Annotated in this window: 14 protein-coding genes; 6 read left to right on the top strand and 8 right to left on the bottom strand. The window is 44.3% G+C overall.

From position 1 onward, the window contains the following. Positions 1 to 72 precede the first annotated feature (72 nt). The 6 genes from DN752_RS02945 to DN752_RS02920 form a co-directional block, all read right to left on the bottom strand. Entirely contained in the window at positions 73 to 1,311 is a 1,239-nt protein-coding gene (locus DN752_RS02945; protein WP_112782599.1) for an ROK family transcriptional regulator, read from the bottom strand. A gap of 291 nt (positions 1,312 to 1,602) precedes the next feature. Continuing rightward, entirely contained in the window at positions 1,603 to 3,189 is a 1,587-nt protein-coding gene (locus DN752_RS02940; RefSeq protein WP_170134441.1) for a toxin-antitoxin system YwqK family antitoxin, read from the bottom strand. Positions 3,190 to 3,290: 101 nt separating this feature from the next. Further along, positions 3,291 to 3,860, bottom strand: coding sequence for a hypothetical protein (locus DN752_RS02935; RefSeq protein ID WP_112782597.1), 570 nt, complete (start codon positions 3,858 to 3,860; stop codon positions 3,291 to 3,293). Between the two features lie 9 nt (positions 3,861 to 3,869). Next, the gene (locus DN752_RS02930) at positions 3,870 to 4,868 is read right to left on the bottom strand and encodes a 3-oxoacyl-ACP synthase III family protein (RefSeq protein ID WP_112782596.1); all 999 of its coding nucleotides are present in this window, start codon (positions 4,866 to 4,868) and stop codon (positions 3,870 to 3,872) included. Between the two features lie 198 nt (positions 4,869 to 5,066). Further along, a complete protein-coding gene (locus DN752_RS02925) occupies positions 5,067 to 5,765 on the bottom strand; it encodes an SOS response-associated peptidase (RefSeq protein WP_112782595.1) in 699 nt (232 codons plus the stop codon). 26 nt (positions 5,766 to 5,791) lie between these two features. Next, a complete protein-coding gene (locus tag DN752_RS02920; protein WP_112786400.1) occupies positions 5,792 to 6,751 on the bottom strand; it encodes a YheT family hydrolase in 960 nt (319 codons plus the stop codon). 123 nt (positions 6,752 to 6,874) lie between these two features. On the opposite strand from DN752_RS02920, the gene DN752_RS02915 reads away from it, so the two are divergent. Together DN752_RS02915 and hslV are read left to right on the top strand one after the other, a co-directional pair. Beyond that, the gene (locus DN752_RS02915; protein WP_112782594.1) at positions 6,875 to 8,545 is read left to right on the top strand and encodes a pyruvate dehydrogenase complex dihydrolipoamide acetyltransferase; all 1,671 of its coding nucleotides are present in this window, start codon (positions 6,875 to 6,877) and stop codon (positions 8,543 to 8,545) included. Positions 8,546 to 8,851: 306 nt separating this feature from the next. Continuing rightward, positions 8,852 to 9,394, top strand: coding sequence for an ATP-dependent protease subunit HslV (gene hslV / locus DN752_RS02910; RefSeq protein ID WP_112782593.1), 543 nt, complete (start codon positions 8,852 to 8,854; stop codon positions 9,392 to 9,394). A gap of 866 nt (positions 9,395 to 10,260) precedes the next feature. On the opposite strand, the gene DN752_RS02900 is transcribed toward hslV, so the two are convergent. Continuing rightward, positions 10,261 to 12,984: a tetratricopeptide repeat-containing hybrid sensor histidine kinase/response regulator gene (locus DN752_RS02900; protein WP_112782591.1), complete on the bottom strand. Its 2,724-nt coding sequence runs from the start codon at positions 12,982 to 12,984 to the stop codon at positions 10,261 to 10,263. Positions 12,985 to 13,389: 405 nt separating this feature from the next. After that, positions 13,390 to 13,782, bottom strand: a complete 393-nt coding sequence (locus tag DN752_RS02895) for a Dabb family protein (RefSeq protein ID WP_112782590.1) — start codon at positions 13,780 to 13,782, stop codon at positions 13,390 to 13,392. A gap of 189 nt (positions 13,783 to 13,971) precedes the next feature. On the opposite strand from DN752_RS02895, the gene DN752_RS02890 reads away from it, so the two are divergent. The 4 genes from DN752_RS02890 (at position 13,972) to DN752_RS02875 (ending at position 18,311) form a co-directional block, all read left to right on the top strand. Then, the gene (locus DN752_RS02890) at positions 13,972 to 14,958 is read left to right on the top strand and encodes an aldo/keto reductase (RefSeq protein WP_112782589.1); all 987 of its coding nucleotides are present in this window, start codon (positions 13,972 to 13,974) and stop codon (positions 14,956 to 14,958) included. Then, a complete protein-coding gene (locus DN752_RS02885; RefSeq protein WP_317048516.1) occupies positions 14,918 to 15,877 on the top strand; it encodes an aldo/keto reductase in 960 nt (319 codons plus the stop codon). Before DN752_RS02890 ends, DN752_RS02885 begins: the two co-directional genes overlap by 41 nt. Positions 15,878 to 16,204: 327 nt before the next feature. Continuing rightward, positions 16,205 to 16,525 (top strand): hypothetical protein, encoded by a 321-nt coding sequence (locus tag DN752_RS02880; RefSeq protein ID WP_245949439.1) that lies wholly within the window; start codon positions 16,205 to 16,207, stop codon positions 16,523 to 16,525. 136 nt (positions 16,526 to 16,661) lie between these two features. Beyond that, positions 16,662 to 18,311: a SulP family inorganic anion transporter gene (locus tag DN752_RS02875; protein ID WP_112782587.1), complete on the top strand. Its 1,650-nt coding sequence runs from the start codon at positions 16,662 to 16,664 to the stop codon at positions 18,309 to 18,311. Positions 18,312 to 18,375: the final 64 nt, after the last annotated feature.

The following is an 18,375-nucleotide window of genomic DNA, read 5'->3' as shown; positions in this document are numbered from 1 at the left end:
TTAGAATTGTTTTTTATGTTAATGCTATGTTGAAAATGATCCTCGGGCATGTAGTGTCCACAGCTCCTTGGATCAGTTTATAATATCTTCAAATATATTTTCGATCACTACAGCTACCCCTCCTAAGAGGCCAACTTCCTTTCCGAGCTTGTACAAGGTCAGTTCCGACTTTTCACGGGACTTGGCCATACTGAAGATGTTAAGGGCCTGCTGAATGGGCGTGATGAGGTATTGTTGGGCCTCTGCCACACTGCCTCCGACTATAATCAGGTCTGGATTAAGTAACTGGATAAGGATCGAAATTCCCCTTCCTAAGTCCAGTCCAACATCGGACAGGATGGTGATCGCTCGCTGGTCACCAGCAAGGGCAGCATCCACGATGAGGGAAGGATCAATGCCTTCTCCACGTTCTCTGGCCATTCGGCTGAGGATGGAGTCACTGTCTTTTTGGATGGCTTCTTCTGCCATTCTTACCATGGCTGTGCCTGAAGCCACTGCTTCCAGGCAGCCTTTTTTGCCACAGGTGCAGGAGATTTCACGTGATTCGAAAATAGGGGAGTGGCTGAATTCACCTGCAAAGCCGGCGCCACCTCTGTAAAGTTTGCCGTCGATGATGATCCCAAGGCCAATTCCCCAGCCTACGAAAATACCCAGTACGTTATTGTACTTTTGGTCTTGGCTAAACTTAAATTCTGCCAATGTCATGGCTCGGGCATCGTTTTCTATAAACACCTTTCTGTTGAACCGCGCTTCAAAATTTTCTACAAGGCTTTTCTTGCCAAATTTCAAATAGGTGTGGTTGATGCCATTGACAGAGTCTACCAAACCGGGCATTGACATGCCTATGGAGATGATTTTGTCCAGCGGAATACCGGATTCTTTCATGTAGGTCTCCATGAAATCGGCGATCTTATCGAACGTCGATTTTTCGTTGTTCAAGGTGATTTTGAACAGCCCCGTTTCGGTAACCGCTTTATTGGAGCTGTCGTAGATGGCTGCGCGAACCACAAATTTGCTAATATCTAGTGCCAGTACGTAAAAAGAATCTTGCGCCAGTCGATACAAGTCGGGTTTTCTCCCGCCTTGGGACTCTGCACGCCCTTGTTTTACCAGTTGACCTGATTTGATGAGGTCTGTAAGCAGGGAGTTGACTGTGGGCAAACTAATACCTACTTCATTACAAATCTCACTGGCAGTGTTGCTGCCATTGGTATAGAGATTTTTAATGATCTTGATTTTGTTGAGGTAGTTTTTTATTTCTACTACTCCTTCTTTTTCGTCTAGGCTCTTTTTTGGATCGATTAAATTCATGTGTATTTTATTTATTAGGGTATTCAAATAAACAAAATATACCCCAATATAAAAAACACTTCTATAAAAAAATTAAAAAAGATTTATGTGTTTCCGTTAAAATATTGTTTGGTGCGCACGATAATTCGAGAGATTGTAAAGAAATGCACTAAAATAATACTGAAATAGGAGCTTGTAACGTGTTGGATAAGTGAAGTTTGCCCTGAAATGTTAAAATTTTGAAAAATATTGGAGCCTTAGGCCATGAAAAATGCCGTGGCTTTTGGTGAAAACTGAGCCACGGCAAGTGATTTATTCAAATGTTTGGAAAGGAAGGTCAGGTTCGGGGAGTTTGTCTGGGACTATTTCATCTTCATTGAAAGTGATGATTTCACTGAGTTTGCCCGACCTGGTATAATAGTTCCATCGGCCTTCTTTTTTGCCGTCTTCCATGTTTCCGGATGAGGCGATCTTACCATTGTTATGGTAGTAAGTCCATTTTCCGGTTTGCTTACCAAAATGATAGGTGCCCTCTGATTCTTTGGTGCCATTGACATAGTAGGTGTAACGTGTACCTTCGCCGTTCTTAAGGGTGCCTTTATCAAGGGTTTTATTGCCATCATAAGAATGGTACTCGCTGACGTTCATTAGTCTGCCATTGCTCCATTCTTCTTCTTGGGTGAGTTTTTTGTTGTCATAGAAAAGCCCCCATGTACCCTCTTCAAAGCCATAAAAGTAGCTGCCTACAGATTTTAGCTGGCCACCATCGTAGTAGTAAAACCACTGACCGTGTTCAGAGCCCAGTTCATATTCCCCCTCTGCGATTAGGATGCCTATTTTGTTAAAATATTTCCACAGCCCAGATTTTACCCCGTTTTTATACTCGCCAATAGAATACAGCTGGCCATCGGTGTAATAGCTTTTCCACAGCCCGGATTTTACCCCATTGGTGTATTGGCCACGTACAGAAGGTTCTCCGTCTTCATGGTTTTCTTCATATTCACCAGTAGGCATCCCTAGCTCATAGGTTTTGCGCTTGGCAAGGTTTTTATTGGGGAAGTATTCTTCCCAGGTACCTACAGGGATATCATTTTCATACCGCTCCATACGAGCCAATCGGCGATTTTCGTAATAGTACTTCCAAGTGCTTGATTTATAGCCGTTATCATCATACTCTTCTTCAGCGGCCACCGTTTTGGTACCGGGGAAATAAGTGGTCCACTTTCCTACTTTTTTCCCTTGCATGTATTCACCGGTTTGTTCTACGATATTGTCGATGGAGTATCGAGTGAAGTCACCATCAGGTTCACCGTCCACGTAGTTGACTTCTACGACGAGTTGACCTTCACGGCTATATTCCAAATAAGCACCATTCAGCTCACCGTTCTTATAGGTGCTTTTGATGGCCAGCTGTCCACTTTCATAATAGGAGAGCCACTCACCATTTAGCTGTCCATTTTTAAATTGGCCTTCGCGTTTTCTTCTTTTGCTAGGGTTGAAGCCGTATTGTGCCACAGTGGCACCGTAATATTCCTTGTATTCTCCTACAGCTACACTGTCTTTGTAGGTGGCGTCCACCAAGAGGTAGCCCTCTTCGTCGTATTCCTTTAGAGGCCCTGTAAGTTTATTGTTGCGGTATTCGGCGACGATGTGCTTGGTGCCATTGGAATGGTAGGTAGTCCATAGCCCATCCTTTTTGCCTGCCTTGAGGTAGCCTTCCTCCAGAAGCTTCTTGGTTTTGGGAGAGGTCAATTGCCATAATCCCTCCATTTTGCCATTTTCTACTACTCCAGAAGCCACTACTGTGGAGTCGGCGTTGTATATTTGTACAGCTTTTCTTTGGGAGTAGACCAAACTGGTACTCACCAAAAAACAACATATTATAAAAAGATACTTCATGGGAGTTATAACGCGTTTCTGAAAGTTTTTTTGTATGTGGGGTTTACGTTTTCTGTTCTTTTCTAGTTTCTAAATTAGAATTAATTCTTTAAAAAAAGCCATTAGACATGATGAAACTTCTTTAAGCACCCCCATTCTGCATAGATGTCATCTTGAAGCCTTTCAATACCTCTTGTGTACGGGATATGTTTGATAAACTGCAGGTGCTGGAAATGGCTGACATGCTCACGGAGAGTTTTGGGCTGGACTTCTTGGGTGGATCGGTGATGTTTTACGATAGCTTTATAATCCCAAGGAGATCCCGTCAGGCATACCTCATATCCATGCGCTATGTAACTCTCATGGACACCTGCTGCAGGAAGACGGTCTTTTCCAAAAAACACCAAAACATAAAGGCCGTGGCCCCACCAGTTGAGAAACCTGATATTAAACCCTTGCGATTTGTCGAAGTTCCTCACCAGGTCCAAGACTTGATAGGGACAATGTTGCAACTCATTGCCCTTGGCTATTTTCTTGCCTTTTTGAAGGGGATGAAAGGCTTCGAGTTCTTGTTCTTGGATGTTGTTGGCTACTGCCGAAAATACCGAGACAAATTGATCCTTCAGCTGATGGATGCCCAGGAACAACGCTTCATCTTCAAGTATTCTTAAGTTGATTTTTTGGTCTTCCATGGACAGGGGTTACCAGTGAAGCAATACAGATCCCCAAGCAAAGCCGCTACCAAAAGCTGCCAGGCAGAGGAGGTCACCTTCCTTGATTTTTCCTTGGTCCCAAGCTTCGCTCAGGGCCAAGGGGATGGTGGCCGCAGTGGTGTTGCCGTAACGCTGGATATTGTTGAATACTTTTTCGTCAGCCAAACCAAATTGCTGTTGGATAAACTGGCTGATCCGTAGATTGGCTTGGTGGGGAACGAGCAGGTCCAGGTCGTCCACGGTTTTGTCATTGGCGGTAAGGGCCTCTTTTATCACTTCGTGAAAACGGACGACGGCATGTTTGAAGACCACATTGCCGTTCATTTGCATACGGAAACTGTCGTCGTTTACCATTTCTGGTGACAGTCTGGTCTCCCGGCTGCTGCCAGGATCCTTGAGGTAAAGCTCTTCGGCATAGTCACCGTCCGCATGCAGGTGGCTCGACAGGATACCCTGATGGCTTCCTTCGGTGGCTTGGACGATGGCAGCACCCGCTCCATCTGCAAAAATCACCGCATTGGATCTCCCCGCAGTGCTTTTGTCGAGGGCCGATGATTGGATTTCAGCACCTACCAACAGGATGGTTTTGTACATGCCGGTTTTGATGAATTGATCCGCGACGGATAGTCCGTATATAAAGCCAGAACAAGCGTTCCTGATATCCAAAGCTCCAATGCCCTGGAGGCCAAGTTCCCTCTGTAGGAGTACGCCATTTCCCGGAGCAAAATAATCAGGTGTACTGGTGGAAAAAATAATGAAATCAATTTCCTTGATGTCGATACCGGCTCGTTCAGCGGCCATTTTACTGGCTTTGGTCGACATATTGGCGACGGTGTCCACTCCAGGTGTAAACCATCTCCTTTCCTTGATGCCGGTCCTTTCCACGATCCATTCGTCACTAGTGTCCATTATCTTGGTGAGGTCGTGGTTGGTGACGACATTGTCGGGGACATAATGTCCCACACCGATTATTCTGGATTTTTTCATGATCAATCAGGTTATATACAGCTTTAGGCTAAGTGATCGTCAGTGTTTAGCATGACAATGCTACAAATATGCACCATCTTTGGCAAAATCTCATGGAGAATTTAAATAATCGGATGCCGACAGGCTTCTTAAGAGTGCCTTGGTGACTGAAAAGGATTATGGATTAATGTTCTAACTGGCCGACCTGTAAGCCTTCAATTAACCAAAGAGCGTATAATTTCCAAACTGGTCCATGGGGCTTGTTTTTTTGATGAGGTATTCCGAATCCACATTGATCTGGTTGACCATTTGGGAGACCGTGAATGCGGTCATGGCATCAGCGTCCTGGCCGTTTAGAATGGCGAGTAACTGGTCAGTTCCTTTAAATTTGTCCAGCCAGATTTTTTCCTGCTCTCGTTCTAGGATCACCGGCATTCGGTCACCAAAGTCTTTATGGAGGGAGTTGGCCTCAGTGGTCAGCAGGGAAAATGTATGGTTAATATTGCCGGCTTCGTTTTCGAATTCCTCCCAGATCCCTGCAAAGCTAAAAAGACGCTTGTCATGAAAGGTGATGCGATAGGGGATCTTGGTTTTTTTGCCCACTTTTTTCCATACATAATAGCCGTCGGCAGGAATGATGCACCGGCGTCTTTGGAAGGCGGATTTGCTGGAGGCCTTGAGGTGGACCGTCTCAGCATGGGCATTGATGTATTTTAGCGATACAGGTTTATTTTTGGAGAATTCGGGGGTTACTCCCCAATAAAAGTGTGAAAATCCCCGTGGGCTATCAGAGGTAATTACTGGCAGCAGCTGGGTAGGGCCTATATTGTAGCGGGGTTGGAAGTTGTCCAACATCTCCGATTCAAATCGGTTTTCCAAATCTTGTTTGTTCGTGGCTAAGGAATATCGTTCACACATGATGTCTCGTGGGAGTTTTGTGTAAATTAATCATCCGAATCGATAAATTCAAATGCTCTTTTTTCTGACCAGTAGATTTCTCTTCTTTTTCTGGGGCTAAAACCTACATGCCCTCCAATGGCAGGAAACTCCATGAATACCTTTTCAAGCCTTTTGGCCTTGTCCACAGGAAAGCACTCGATGCTCAAAAATGGGTCGTTTTGGGCATTGAGGACGAGTGTGGGGATGGTGATGCCGTCAAGGAAGAAGAGGGATGAACACTCGTCATAATAGTGGTGGGCATCCCTGAAGCCGTGCATAGGGCCGGTAAATTTATCATCAAAATCCCTGAGGGTTTTTATTTGGTCCAAGCCTTCTATCGATAACTCACCGGGAAACATCAGCGCTTTTTTTCGCACCTTTTCCTTCAGTGTTTTCAAAAACCGATTGGAGTAGATGATATTTTCTCCTGTACTGATCTTGTTACAGCTGCCTTTGAGGTGGAGGGGGACGGATATGGTTACTGCTTTTTTGATTTTCGGGTTTTTGGATTGAGGTTCTCCCAAGTATTTTAGGGTCAAGTTTCCTCCAAGGCTAAAACCGATCAAATATACCTCATCATACCTGTCCTCTGCGTGAGAGACCACAGTTTGCAGGTCATACGTAGCGCCAGAATGATAAAAGAAAGGCTTGTTATTAAGCGATCCACTGCAGCCTCGGAAGTTCCAGGAGAGTACGTCGTAAGCATTTTGAAAAAAATGTTTGGCCATACCTTTCATATAAGGTCTTTGGCTATCTCCTTCCAGACCATGACTGATAATGACAAGTTTTTTATTATCTTGGCACAGCCAATCCAGATCGAGGAAGTCTCCGTCAGGAGTGGTAATTCTTTCTCTGTCAAAGGGTAAGGAGAGGTTCTTTCTAAAAAGTGCCGGGAAGATGGTCTGTAAGTGACCGTTAAACAATACGGGCGGTCCGGCATAGGAGGTGTTGTTGATCAAAGGCATTTTAGCAAGAATCGAAACGTTTTCATGATTTGCAGTCATGAAATTACCATTATTAAATTTGAATAAAGATATTTTAAGAACTATTTTTGACTTGCGTAAAATTGAATAGGATATAGAAAACTTATGGCCGAAGTAATAAGAATGCCCAAAATGAGCGACACCATGGAAGAAGGGGTGATCGCAGCTTGGTTAAAGAAAGTAGGAGACGATGTAAAAGCTGGGGACATCCTAGCGGAAGTAGAAACCGACAAAGCCACCATGGAACTGGAGTCTTATGATGAAGGGGTGTTGTTGCACATAGGAGTGGAAGAAAAAGATGCCGTTCCTGTAAATGGGGTGATCGCCATTATTGGCGAAGAAGGTGAAAACATCGACGACCTGCTCAAGGATGTGGAAGAAGGAGGTTCTGGAGATTCAGACTCTAGTAAAGAAGAACCCAAAGAGGAGAAAAAAGACGAGGCAAAATCTGACAACAGCGAGGAAAGTGCACCTGCTGAAGATATCGATACATCTGATGTCAATGCCAACCTGATCACCATGCCGAAGATGAGTGATACCATGCAGGAAGGCGCTATTGCTTCTTGGTTGAAAAAAGAAGGTGATGAGGTAAAATCCGGAGATATTTTGGCAGAGGTAGAAACCGACAAAGCCACTATGGAACTGGAATCTTATGATGATGGCGTGCTATTGCATATCGGTGTCCAAGAAGGAGATAGTGTTCCGATCGACGGAGTGATCGCCGTGATTGGTGAAAAAGGGGCTGATTATGAGAAGCTTCTAAAAGCACATGAGCAAAAGTCCAATGGAGGCGGTGAAGAAAAGCCAGCTGCCAAGGAGGAAAAGAAGGAAGCGCCTAAGGCTGAATCCAAGCCAGCACCAAAGAAAGAAGGAGCAGAAAAGACCTCAAGCTCTTCCAGTAGTTCTACTGACAATGGAAGAATAAAAGCCTCTCCACTGGCCAAGAAACTGGCAGAGGACAAAGGCGTGGATATCTCACTGATCAATGGATCAGGTGAAGGTGGACGAATCATCAAAAGAGACGTAGAGAGTTTTGATCCGGCATCTGCACCGGCTGCACAGTCTGGAGCTGCTGCACCTGCAGCGGTAGGACAGGAGTCTTATACTGAAGAGAAAGTTTCCCAGATGAGGAAAACCATTGCCAAGCGATTGGCAGAGAGTAAATTCAGTGCTCCGCACTTCTACTTGACCATGGAGATCAATATGGACAAGGCAATCGAAGCGCGTAAGAGCATGAACGAAATCGCTCCGGTGAAAATTTCCTTCAATGATATGGTGATCAAAGCGGTGGCGGCTGCCTTGAAACAACATCCAAAAGTGAATTCGAGCTGGCTAGGAGATAAGATCCGTTACAATGAACACGTCCATATAGGTATGGCCGTAGCGGTAGAGGAAGGACTTTTGGTACCGGTGATCCGTTTTGCAGATAGCAAGACCTTGTCACAGATTTCCCAAGAAGCCAAGAGCTTGGGAGGAAAAGCCAAAAACAAAGAACTGCAGCCTAAAGATTGGGAAGGCAATACCTTTACTATTTCCAATCTTGGAATGTTTGGCATTGAAGAATTTACCGCTATTGTCAATCCACCTGATGCTTGTATCCTGGCAGTAGGCGGAATCAAGGAAACAGTGGTCGTGAAGGAAGGACAGATGCAGGTAGGCAATGTCATGAAAGTAACCTTGTCATGTGACCACAGAGTGGTAGATGGCGCTGTAGGTTCCGGATTCCTCAAAACCCTTAAGGGATTACTGGAAGACCCCGTAAGAATCCTGATTTAAATTGCATGTTCAGCACAGATGTGCTGTCAAAATATGTCAAAAAGTCCTGTTCAGTATAATACTGACAGGGCTTTTTCTTTTAGTATGGTTTTTGCCCAGTTCGGGTGAAGTATTTAGGGGAGCGCGGTTAGTAGCTGGAGGTAGAGATAGAGAAAAGAGTCAAGACAAAATCACCCAAAGCCCTACGGGAAAATAGGGACAGCCAAGGGACTCTTGGTTGATACTGAAAATAAACTTGGCTTTAGCTGCGATACCATTTGATCCCTAAACATTACAAGCTTTTCAACATTACAATATTAAACAAACATGGAAAAATTAAGATCCACCACCGTAGTGGCCATTAAGCATAATGGAGAAGTAGTCATAGGAGCAGACGGCCAGGCCACACTGGGAAATACCGTAGCCAAAAGCAGCGTGAACAAAGTGAGAAGACTACAGGGCGGGAGGATAGTCACCGGATTTGCGGGCTCCACAGCAGACGCTTTTACATTATTGGAAAAGTTTGAGGAGAAACTCGGCGCCTATGGTAACAATATGAAACGGGCAGCCGTGGAACTGGCCAAAGAATGGAGGACCGACAGGATGTTGAGTAAGCTGGAAGCCATGATGATTGTGGCCGATGCGGATGACGTGCTGATCATTTCCGGTACCGGTGATGTGATCGAACCGGATATGGGAATCGCCACCATCGGTTCGGGGAGCATGTATGCGCAGTCTTCCGCCAGGGCACTGAAGAAATTTGCGACACAGCTTTCTGCTGAAGAAATGGTCAGGGAAAGCCTAAATATAGCGGCTGATATCTGTATTTACACCAACCATAATTTGGTGGTCGAGAAGGTAACGGGTTGAATTTGATCGTTACCGGTAAGTGGTTTGAAATGAACAGCAATGAGCCACTAGCCTGAGTTCGAGTTAATTTTAGTATTGAAAACGTCATACTAAGCGAATGGAGCAATCTCGTTTTTAGAGGAGAGATCGCTTCGTCGTTCCTCCTCGCGATGGCGGTTATTTTACGTTTTAGCGCGCCTGTCTGCCAAGCCATAGCCGTCAGTTTAACCCGGATTATGCGTTAGGAATCGTAGTGAGAGCTGAAATTGCAAGAAAATCAGTTAGTTTGGAGGCATTAGCGTAGCACCGCTACGGTTATGCCGAAAACTAAAGTGAAACGGCTGATTTTGAAGCAGTTTAAGGTCGCAACAGATAGGCTAATGCATATTCCGGGTTTAAGTTGCTATTGGCACACCAGCTGCCACAAATACATCAACTTAGCTGTTTTAGCTGTTCGGGATTTGGAATCCCGAACCGGAATAATGGGGATTTGTAATCCCCCTAGGCCATTTGTGAAGAGCACAAACATCAATAATGATATAGATTTTCAGCAACTTACATGCGTTAGCCTGACGGCCCTGGTTTGCCAAGGTAGGCCCTTTTCCATCCCTGAAATCTCCTTTTAACCTCAGTTCGATTATAAAACCGTCACTGCGAGGCTTAGAGGGAGGCCTGAGCGGGTGGAAGCCGTGGCAGCTCGCCGCGGCGAGTTGCCACACCCTTTTCCAACCCACATCCACCTAAAAAGGGTTCGCTATGACGCTTTTAATGCTAAAAATAAGTCGAGCTCAGGTTTTTAAGCCCTGTTTGGCTCCAGACAGACAGGCTCGCAGTTCATGTTCCGGCCACTGTACGGAACGATTTTATAATCGAACTGAGGTTAGTGGTCAACTCACCTGTTGGGAGAGGTGGTGAAGGAGTATTTTGGTAATGGCTTTTTTGTCCATGGGCTTGGCCGTAAAATCATCCAGCCCGGCCGTTTGGCTTTTTTGCTTTTCATTGTTGAGGATGCCTGCTGTCAGTGCGATGATGGGAATATGGGTGTCAGTGTTTTCTAGGTTTCGAATTTGTTTGGTAGCCTCATAGCCGTTTAACACAGGCATCTGGATATCCATAAATATTAGGTCTACTTCGTTGTTTTTGAACACTTCTACGGCTTGTTTGCCGTTTTTGGCTTCTAAGAGGTTTACTTTAGGAATGAGCGAAGTCAACAGTTTTTTGGTAAGGATCATATTCACCATATTGTCCTCGGCAATGAGGATGGTAGGGGAAATGCCTTTTAGTTCTTCCACCTCTTTGGAGGAAGAATGGGGAGGAGTATCTATCTTGAGGCTGGGGTCGTCACTGAATATTTTTTTAGCAATGTCCAAAAAATCCGGTTTTTTGAACGGTTTTATAAGGTAGGCATCGATATACTCAGGCAAGGAGATGTCCTTCACAAAGGCATTGTGCATTAGGATTACCTTGGTAGAAGGTGCGATAAAAGAAGCCTCTTTTAATTTTTTGACAAGCGTAATTCCATTGAAATTGTAGAGGTTTTGATCTACCAAGATGAGGTCAATACCACTGTCTTCTGTAAGGATGGCTTTTGCAGCATCTTCTCCATCAGCGATTTTTATCGTAGCATTTAACTGGCCAACGATGTTTGATATGACTTGGGCATGTGTGCGGTTGTTTTCGATGATTAGGATTTTCAGGTCATCCAATAGTTCAAGGGGTGAGGAATCCGCCTTTTTCTTTAATACCACTAGGTCTAAATCAAACCAAAAAGTACTTCCTTTGCCTACTTCACTTTCGAGGTGGATTTGGCTGTCCATCATTTCAAGCAATTTCTTTGAAATGGCCAGGCCAAGTCCAGTTCCCCCAAATTTGCGACTGGTGGAGGAGTCTTCTTGGGTGAAAGCACTGAAGATCTTTGCTTGGTTTTTTTTGTTGATACCGGTACCGGTGTCCTTTACGATGAATCTCAGGGTAGCTTCTCCCGTAGGGTGGGTTTCGACGAAGGCTATTTTCAGGAGAATTTCTCCGTGGGAAGTGAATTTTACCGCATTGCTCAGGAGGTTGATGAGGATTTGCTTTAGGCGCAACTGGTCGGCCATGACGGATACGGGGATATCCTCGTCGATGTCCAGTATCAATTCCAATTGTTTTTTATGGGCATGAAATGCGATCAGGTTGACGGCTTCTATTCCTAGATCGTATATGGCTGTAGGAGATTTTTCTATTTCCAGTTTTCCTGCTTCTATTTTAGAAAAGTCCAAAATATCATTGACGATTTCCATCAAGGATTTGGCCGATTGGTTGATGAGATTGATATATTGTCTTTGGCTGGAATCCAATGAAGTAGAAGCCAGTAACTCCGAAAAGCCAATTACGCCATTTAGGGGAGTCCTGATTTCATGGCTCATACTGGAAATGAAATCTGATTTTGCACGGTTGGCAGATTCAGCTTGTTGTTTGGATTTGCGCACCTTGTATGTACTGAAAAGGATAAAGGTGGCCAAGATGATCATAAGGATAAAACCTACCAGGAATATATTCCTTCTAAAGATCTGTTGGGCCAGCTTTTCGTTGATGAGCTTTTCATTGAGGGCCATTTCGGTATTGATGGCATCAAGGCGCTGGTCAAAGTCAAATTTCGCCTCAAGGCGCCCCATGCTTTTTGCATTTAGCTCTTCCCGAAGGCTATCTTGGAGTGCATTGTATTCCTTTTGGAAGTTGAGCGCTTGCCGCCAGTTGCCCATGGCTTCATAGTACCTTGCATAGATTTCGTTGATGCTCACCATGTGTTCACGGTACTGGTTGTCCTGGCTGATTTTTTTGCCCTTGTCCAGGTATAGTTTTGCTTTATAATAGTCGCCATTGGCCATATACAGATTGGAAAGCCTAATGATGCAGCTCACCGTAGTAAAATAATAGGCTTTTTCTGCATCAAGAGCCATGTAGCAGGCCAGGTAATTACCGATGGCAGCAGTGGTGTCACCTTCGGCCACTTCGATATCTCCTAATGTCCTGTGGGCAAAGGCGGAGAGAAAGTTCTCTTTTTTCTTTTTGATGTAGGGAGTAATCAAATCCCTGGCCTCATCGTACCTGCCCATTTGACTGAGTATCCAGGCGATGTTGTTCAGGGCGCGGCCTGTCAGGATCGAATCATTGAGGGGTTTGCTTTTTTTATATGCCTGTTCAAAATAGCTAAGAGCTTCGCTGTATTGATCCAGTCCTCCGCTGTAGATGGCACCAATGTTAAATAGTGACTTGACCAATAGTCGCTGATTATTGAGGGAAATGATGCTTTGGTGCCCCTTAAAGGCGTACTCTATGGCCAAAGCATATTCATTCATTCGGTAGTAGATCCAGCCCAAGTTGATCATGCTTTCAGCCTCGCCTAGGCTATAATTGATTTTTTTTGCTTGGTCTAGGGCAAGAAGTGAGTTGTTCAGTGCTAATTTTGTATCCCTTTCACTGTTTCTTTCTGCCCAGTTGTTCAAACTGTCTATTTTTCCTTCAAAGGACAGGACTACTTGCGGTGAAGTCACTTGGAGTGAAACACCTGTATTTGCCATGACGAGGGTAAAAAAGGAAAGGACTAATATGAAACGTCCTAGTTTCATTCGATGCTATTTGAGAGGTTTGAGACCAGTTATTTTTTCAGGGATTAAACTGCTACATAAGTAATCCTAAACGATATTTTTTATAGAAGAATGGTTCATGGATAGCGATGTCCACCTTGGGATAATGTAGCCTTTAACCCGGAATATGCATTAGCCTATCTGTTGCGACCTTAAACTGCTTCAAAATCAGCCGTTTCACTTTAGTTTTCGGCATAACCGTAGCGGTGCTACGCTAATGCCTCCAAACTAACTGATTTTCTTGCACTTTCAGCTCTCACTACGATTCCTAACGCATAATCCGGGTTTAATGTCCCATTGAGGTGTTGGAGTATCCATGAACCTTTAGTAATCTCGAAGATGGTCTGATTAAGTACAAATCAAGTACGAACAGAAATGATTTTTGGATTACTCGATTTTGGTATCATATACCTGGACTTTCTCCCACTTGTCCTCATGTTTGGCAATGAACTCTTTATGTGTTTCATGAATTTGATAGATGTTATGGTCTTCCATGTTTTTGAATTGGACCGTCAGGGAGACGTGGAAAGAGTGATCTACTACTTCTCTACGAGAGGTGGCGGCAGGTTTTCCTATGTAGGCTTTTTTGACACTGTCGATTTTGATGAGGTCCTCACAGCCCTTCAAAAAGCTCTTCATGTCCTTCTCTGGGTTTTTTAACCAAAAATAAACTTGGTGTATCATAAAATCTTTTGCTGGTGCTGCTTTAACGGTTTTAGGGAGGAAAATACTTGCTCCAAGAACTCCGATTCCGCTAAGAAATGATCTTCTGGTTTTCATAGTTGTTATATCTTTTTTAATATTACAATAAAAAAAGTAGGTAATTAATTCGACTTTGATTTGATGTATTCAACTGTAAAGAAACACCAATAAAGTGAAATTTTCATAAGACACACATCGGTAAATTTGATTTTGTGTTCTTTTGTTCTTACTAATGTAAAAAAAATAGTAATAAATAGTAGTGTACATATGAAATACAGGAAACTAGGAAATACCCACATGAAGGTCTCAGAAATCTCCCTTGGCACTTGGCAAGTAGGAGGAGGCTGGGGAGGTGATTTTGACCAGTCAGCGGCTTCCAAGATACTACATACTGCCATTGACCACGGGGTCAATTTTTTGGATACGGCAGATGTTTATGATGCGGGATTAAGTGAGGCAGCAGTAGGAAAGCTGCTGAAAGAGCGGTCAGAAGAAATTTATGTGGCCAGTAAGTGCGGCCGACAGATCAGTCCACATACCAGTGAAGGGTACACTGTTGAGGCGTTGAGGGGCTATGTAGAGGATAGCCTGAAGAACATTGGAATAGAGGCACTCGACCTGATACAGCTTCATTGTCCACCAACAGAAGTATATAGGAGAGATGAGATTTTTGGGCTCTTTGACCGCCTGAAGGATGAAGGTAAGATAAAGCACCTAGGGGTCAGTGTAGAAAAGGTACAGGAAGCCCAAATGGCGATGGCCTATCCCAATGTGAAGACCGTCCAATTAATTTTCAACATGTTTAGGCAGAAGCCGGCGGATCATTTTTTTGAGGAGGCCAAGCAAAAGAATATAGGCATTATCGCCCGTGTGCCGTTGGCAAGCGGACTGCTGAGCGGTAAGATGAACAAAGGAAGGGAGTTTGAGGAAAATGACCATAGGAAGTTCAATAGAGAGGGGCAGGCTTTTGATAAGGGAGAGACCTTTTCTGGGGTGGATTTTGACAGGGGGCTAGAGGCAGTGGAGGCCCTGAAAGAAGTGTTTGGTGAAAAAGAACCCTTGGCAGCATGGGCGCTACGATGGATACTGATGTATGACGAAGTAAGCACTGTCATTCCTGGAGCTTCCAAGGAAGAGCAAGTAAAGGCCAATATCTTGGCGGCAGGACACCCTGCGCTCAGTCAAGAGCAAATGGAGGCTGTAAAATCCATTTATGATACCTATATTAAAGCAGAAGTACATCACCTCTGGTAAAACCACAAACAAAACACCAACTATGCGCTATAATCAACTTGGGCAATCCTCGATCAAAATCAGCGAAGTGTCCTTTGGGTGCATGTCGCTAAATGGCACCACCAAGGAAAATATTGATTTGATCCATAAAGCGATCGAGCATGGGATCAATTATTTTGATACAGCAGACCTGTATGATGCAGGCAAAAATGAAAAAGTAGTAGGAGAGGCCTTAAAGGAGAAAAGACAGGATGTGGTCCTCGCTACCAAAGTAGGCAACGAGCTGAGAGCCGATGGAAGTGGTTGGGATTGGAATCCCACGAAGTCCTATATCCTTAAAGCGATTGACAAAAGCCTTCAGCGATTGGGTACCGATTATATTGATTTTTACCAGCTGCACGGTGGTACGATAGACGACCCTATTGATGAAACCATCGAGGCGTTTGAATTGCTAAAAGAGCAAGGAAAAATAAGGGAATATGGGATTTCTTCTATTCGTCCCAATGTCATCCAGCGGTACATAGAAAAGTCCAATATCGCCGGAGTAATGATGCAATACAGTCTATTGGACAGAAGGCCCGAAGAGGCTGTTTTGGACTTGCTGGCAAAGAATGACATTAGTGTTTTGGTGAGAGGCGCCTACGCAAAGGGCCTCCTCTTGGACAAACCGGCCAAAGAGTACCTCAATTGGACAGCGGAAGAAGTAAGACAGGTGAAGGAAAAACTTGAGGGACTTTGCGGTAATCTTCAGACCATCAGGAAGGCAGTTTTGCATTACCCTTTGCAGCACAAGGCTGTGGCATCGGTGGTTTCGGGGATTAGAACTGGCGAGCAGTTGACAGCGTCCTTGGAAGTCTTGGACGGAGGAGAAGAGGTGATCGATCTCATTCGTCAGCTTAAAGGAGATTTGCAGCCGAATTTTTACGAGAGCCACAGATAGATATTATCAGTTGATTTTACAGGGGTAAGATGGTGTCGGATAGTTTATTCCGGTTTATTCATACACGCAGGCAAAGAACTACGATTGGGAAATTATTGCGGCCTTTGATGAACAGGTAGTGGAAATTTGTTGATTTGAAGTGTTGCAAGTGATTTGTTTGGTTCTTTTGCTATGGTCAATATTGAAAATGGTTTTGTTAAAGATGGTTTGATTGAAAATTCTAAAAAATGTATAAAACACGAAAGTATAAATGGGATGTTGTTATTGTTTCTGTGAACTTTTCCCTACTTTTGACGTAGAATTACTTAGTGATTTTTGCGAATTAACTTGAACTTAAGCAGCCTACATATCAGAAAGAGTCTGGCAACCATGCTGTTGGTGTTGTTCACCAGCTTTATGTTTACGCCTATGGTCGTTACGATGGTCGATAGCCGGGCTGATGTGTCGATGTATTTTTCCGTTGTGGAAGAAGAGGAGGAAAGTTCTGAAAATCACCAATCAGAAAAATCATCATTTTTTAAGCGGGTAGATCCTACTGTTTTGTCTATGATATTGGATGAAGAAGAGAGGAGAGAGGGGATTCACAGGGAAAACGGCTACGCCTTTGTGCTCGGGGATCAGTTTTGCCCACCTCCCGAGTTGTCATAATCTTTATTTGTTACTATAGGCGGGAACTTCCCATGCCTCATGCACCATTGACAAAAATGTGATGCATCATGTGCTTTATCATCCATAAAGGCACGTATCAATCGATTACGAAAAATTATCAAAACGAATAAATTTTATGACGAAGGTGAAAAATCTCTTTGCCAACCTTAAATCAGATATTCCATCAGGATTGGTGGTGTTCCTTGTAGCTCTCCCGCTGTGTTTGGGAATTGCCTTGGCTTCAGGAGCACCGTTATTTTCGGGGATTATTACAGGAATAGTGGGAGGTATAGTAGTAGGACTGCTGAGCCAATCCCACGTAAGTGTTTCTGGCCCGGCTGCAGGGCTGACAGCGATTGTGATCGTAGCTATTCAGGATTTGGGCGGTTTCCAGATTTTCTTGGTTGCCGTGGTTCTGGCGGGCTTGATCCAGCTTACCCTTGGGTTTCTCAAAGCCGGTAGTATATCCAACTACATACCAAGCAATGTCATTACGGGCATGTTGGCAGGTATTGGTGTAATTATTTTTCTTAAGCAGGTTCCAGTGGCATTGGGCTCCGATGCGGATGTCGGTTCTGGGTTTGCGATTTTCACTGGATTGGCCGCTTCCTTTATGGATGTAAAGATGGGCGTGATCTTGGTGACGGCTATTTCCCTGTTTATTTTAATCGCCTGGGGAAGCGTACCGGCCCTTAAGCGGCTTAAGCTCGTGCCTCCAGCGCTCGTCGCTGTAGTAGCGGGTGTATTGGTCAATGAGCTTTTTATCATGAGCGGAAGTGCCTTGGCCATAGGAGAAAAGTACTTGGTAAGTCTACCAGTGCCTACCACCCCGGAAGAATTCAAGGGATTGATTACCATGCCGCAGTTTTCGGAGATCGGAAATCCAGAGGTGTGGATTGTTGCGGCGACCATTGCTGTGGTAGCTTCCATTGAGACATTACTGTGTATCGAGGCAGCAGACCGTATGGATCCCATGAAGCGTGTCACTAATACCAATGTAGAGCTGAAAGCCCAAGGAATCGGTAATATAATAAGTGGTCTGATCGGTGGTCTTCCCATGACATCTGTAGTGGTGAGAACTACCGCTAACGTTAATTCAGGGGCAAAATCCAAGATGTCAGCAGTAATCCACGGGATCTTTCTTTTGATCAGTGTATTGACCATTCCATTTATCTTGAACAAAATCCCATTGGCTACGTTGGCGGCGATCTTGCTGATGATCGGTTATAAACTGGCCAATCCGGCCACGTTCAAGTACTTCTGGAACCAAGGGAAATACCAGTTCATTCCGTTTATCGCCACACTTACTGGCGTAGTATTTTTGGACTTGCTAAAAGGCGTGGCATTAGGACTTGTGATCAGTGTTTTCTTCATCCTCCGGGGAAATGCCAGACGCGTTTACTACTTCAACAAAGAAGGGTATCAGGACGGCGATGTGATCCATGTGGACTTGGCACAAGAGGTATCGTTCCTCAACAAAGCTGCCATCAAACAGACACTGAATCATATTCCGGATGGAGCTAAGGTCGTTATCGATGCTTCAGACACCGTTTATGTGGCACATGATGTGTTGGAACTGATCAGGGAGTTTAAAAATATCCAAGCACGCGAAAGAGAGATTTCCGTGAAACTGGTAGGTTTTAAAGATGCCTACAATCTCGAAAATGATTCGGATGAATCCAATCACGTTTCTACAGAACATAAAAATATCATTAATTACCGAAAAAGAGGAAAAACATCACATCGAGAAGTGATCTCTGACTTGATCAACGGAAATAATAACTAAATTAGTATTACAGAAGCTTTGTCCGTATCGGCAAAATCCCCCTTGGGAGCAGCTTGCTGCGCCA

This window comes from Echinicola strongylocentroti (genome assembly GCF_003260975.1).
In the GTDB taxonomy this organism is placed as follows: Bacteria; Bacteroidota; Bacteroidia; order Cytophagales; family Cyclobacteriaceae; genus Echinicola; species Echinicola strongylocentroti.
This window is presented reverse-complemented; position numbering and strand designations above follow the sequence as displayed.

Excerpts from the sequence above, each read along its gene's own strand:
- DN752_RS02920 (WP_112786400.1), bottom strand. The coding sequence starts at position 6,751 with ATGCCTTTGATCAACAACACCTCCTATGCCGGACCGCCCGTATTGTTT.
- DN752_RS02875 (WP_112782587.1), top strand. The coding sequence starts at position 16,662 with ATGACGAAGGTGAAAAATCTCTTTGCCAACCTTAAATCAGATATTCCA.
- hslV (WP_112782593.1), top strand. The coding sequence starts at position 8,852 with ATGGAAAAATTAAGATCCACCACCGTAGTGGCCATTAAGCATAATGGA.
- DN752_RS02940 (WP_170134441.1), bottom strand. The coding sequence starts at position 3,189 with ATGAAGTATCTTTTTATAATATGTTGTTTTTTGGTGAGTACCAGTTTG.
- DN752_RS02915 (WP_112782594.1), top strand. The coding sequence starts at position 6,875 with ATGGCCGAAGTAATAAGAATGCCCAAAATGAGCGACACCATGGAAGAA.
- DN752_RS02945 (WP_112782599.1), bottom strand. The coding sequence starts at position 1,311 with ATGAATTTAATCGATCCAAAAAAGAGCCTAGACGAAAAAGAAGGAGTA.
- DN752_RS02930 (WP_112782596.1), bottom strand. The coding sequence starts at position 4,868 with ATGAAAAAATCCAGAATAATCGGTGTGGGACATTATGTCCCCGACAAT.
- DN752_RS02890 (WP_112782589.1), top strand. The coding sequence starts at position 13,972 with ATGAAATACAGGAAACTAGGAAATACCCACATGAAGGTCTCAGAAATC.
- DN752_RS02900 (WP_112782591.1), bottom strand. The coding sequence starts at position 12,984 with ATGAAACTAGGACGTTTCATATTAGTCCTTTCCTTTTTTACCCTCGTC.
- DN752_RS02895 (WP_112782590.1), bottom strand. The coding sequence starts at position 13,782 with ATGAAAACCAGAAGATCATTTCTTAGCGGAATCGGAGTTCTTGGAGCA.
- DN752_RS02935 (WP_112782597.1), bottom strand. The coding sequence starts at position 3,860 with ATGGAAGACCAAAAAATCAACTTAAGAATACTTGAAGATGAAGCGTTG.
- DN752_RS02925 (WP_112782595.1), bottom strand. The coding sequence starts at position 5,765 with ATGTGTGAACGATATTCCTTAGCCACGAACAAACAAGATTTGGAAAAC.
- DN752_RS02885 (WP_317048516.1), top strand. The coding sequence starts at position 14,918 with ATGATACCTATATTAAAGCAGAAGTACATCACCTCTGGTAAAACCACA.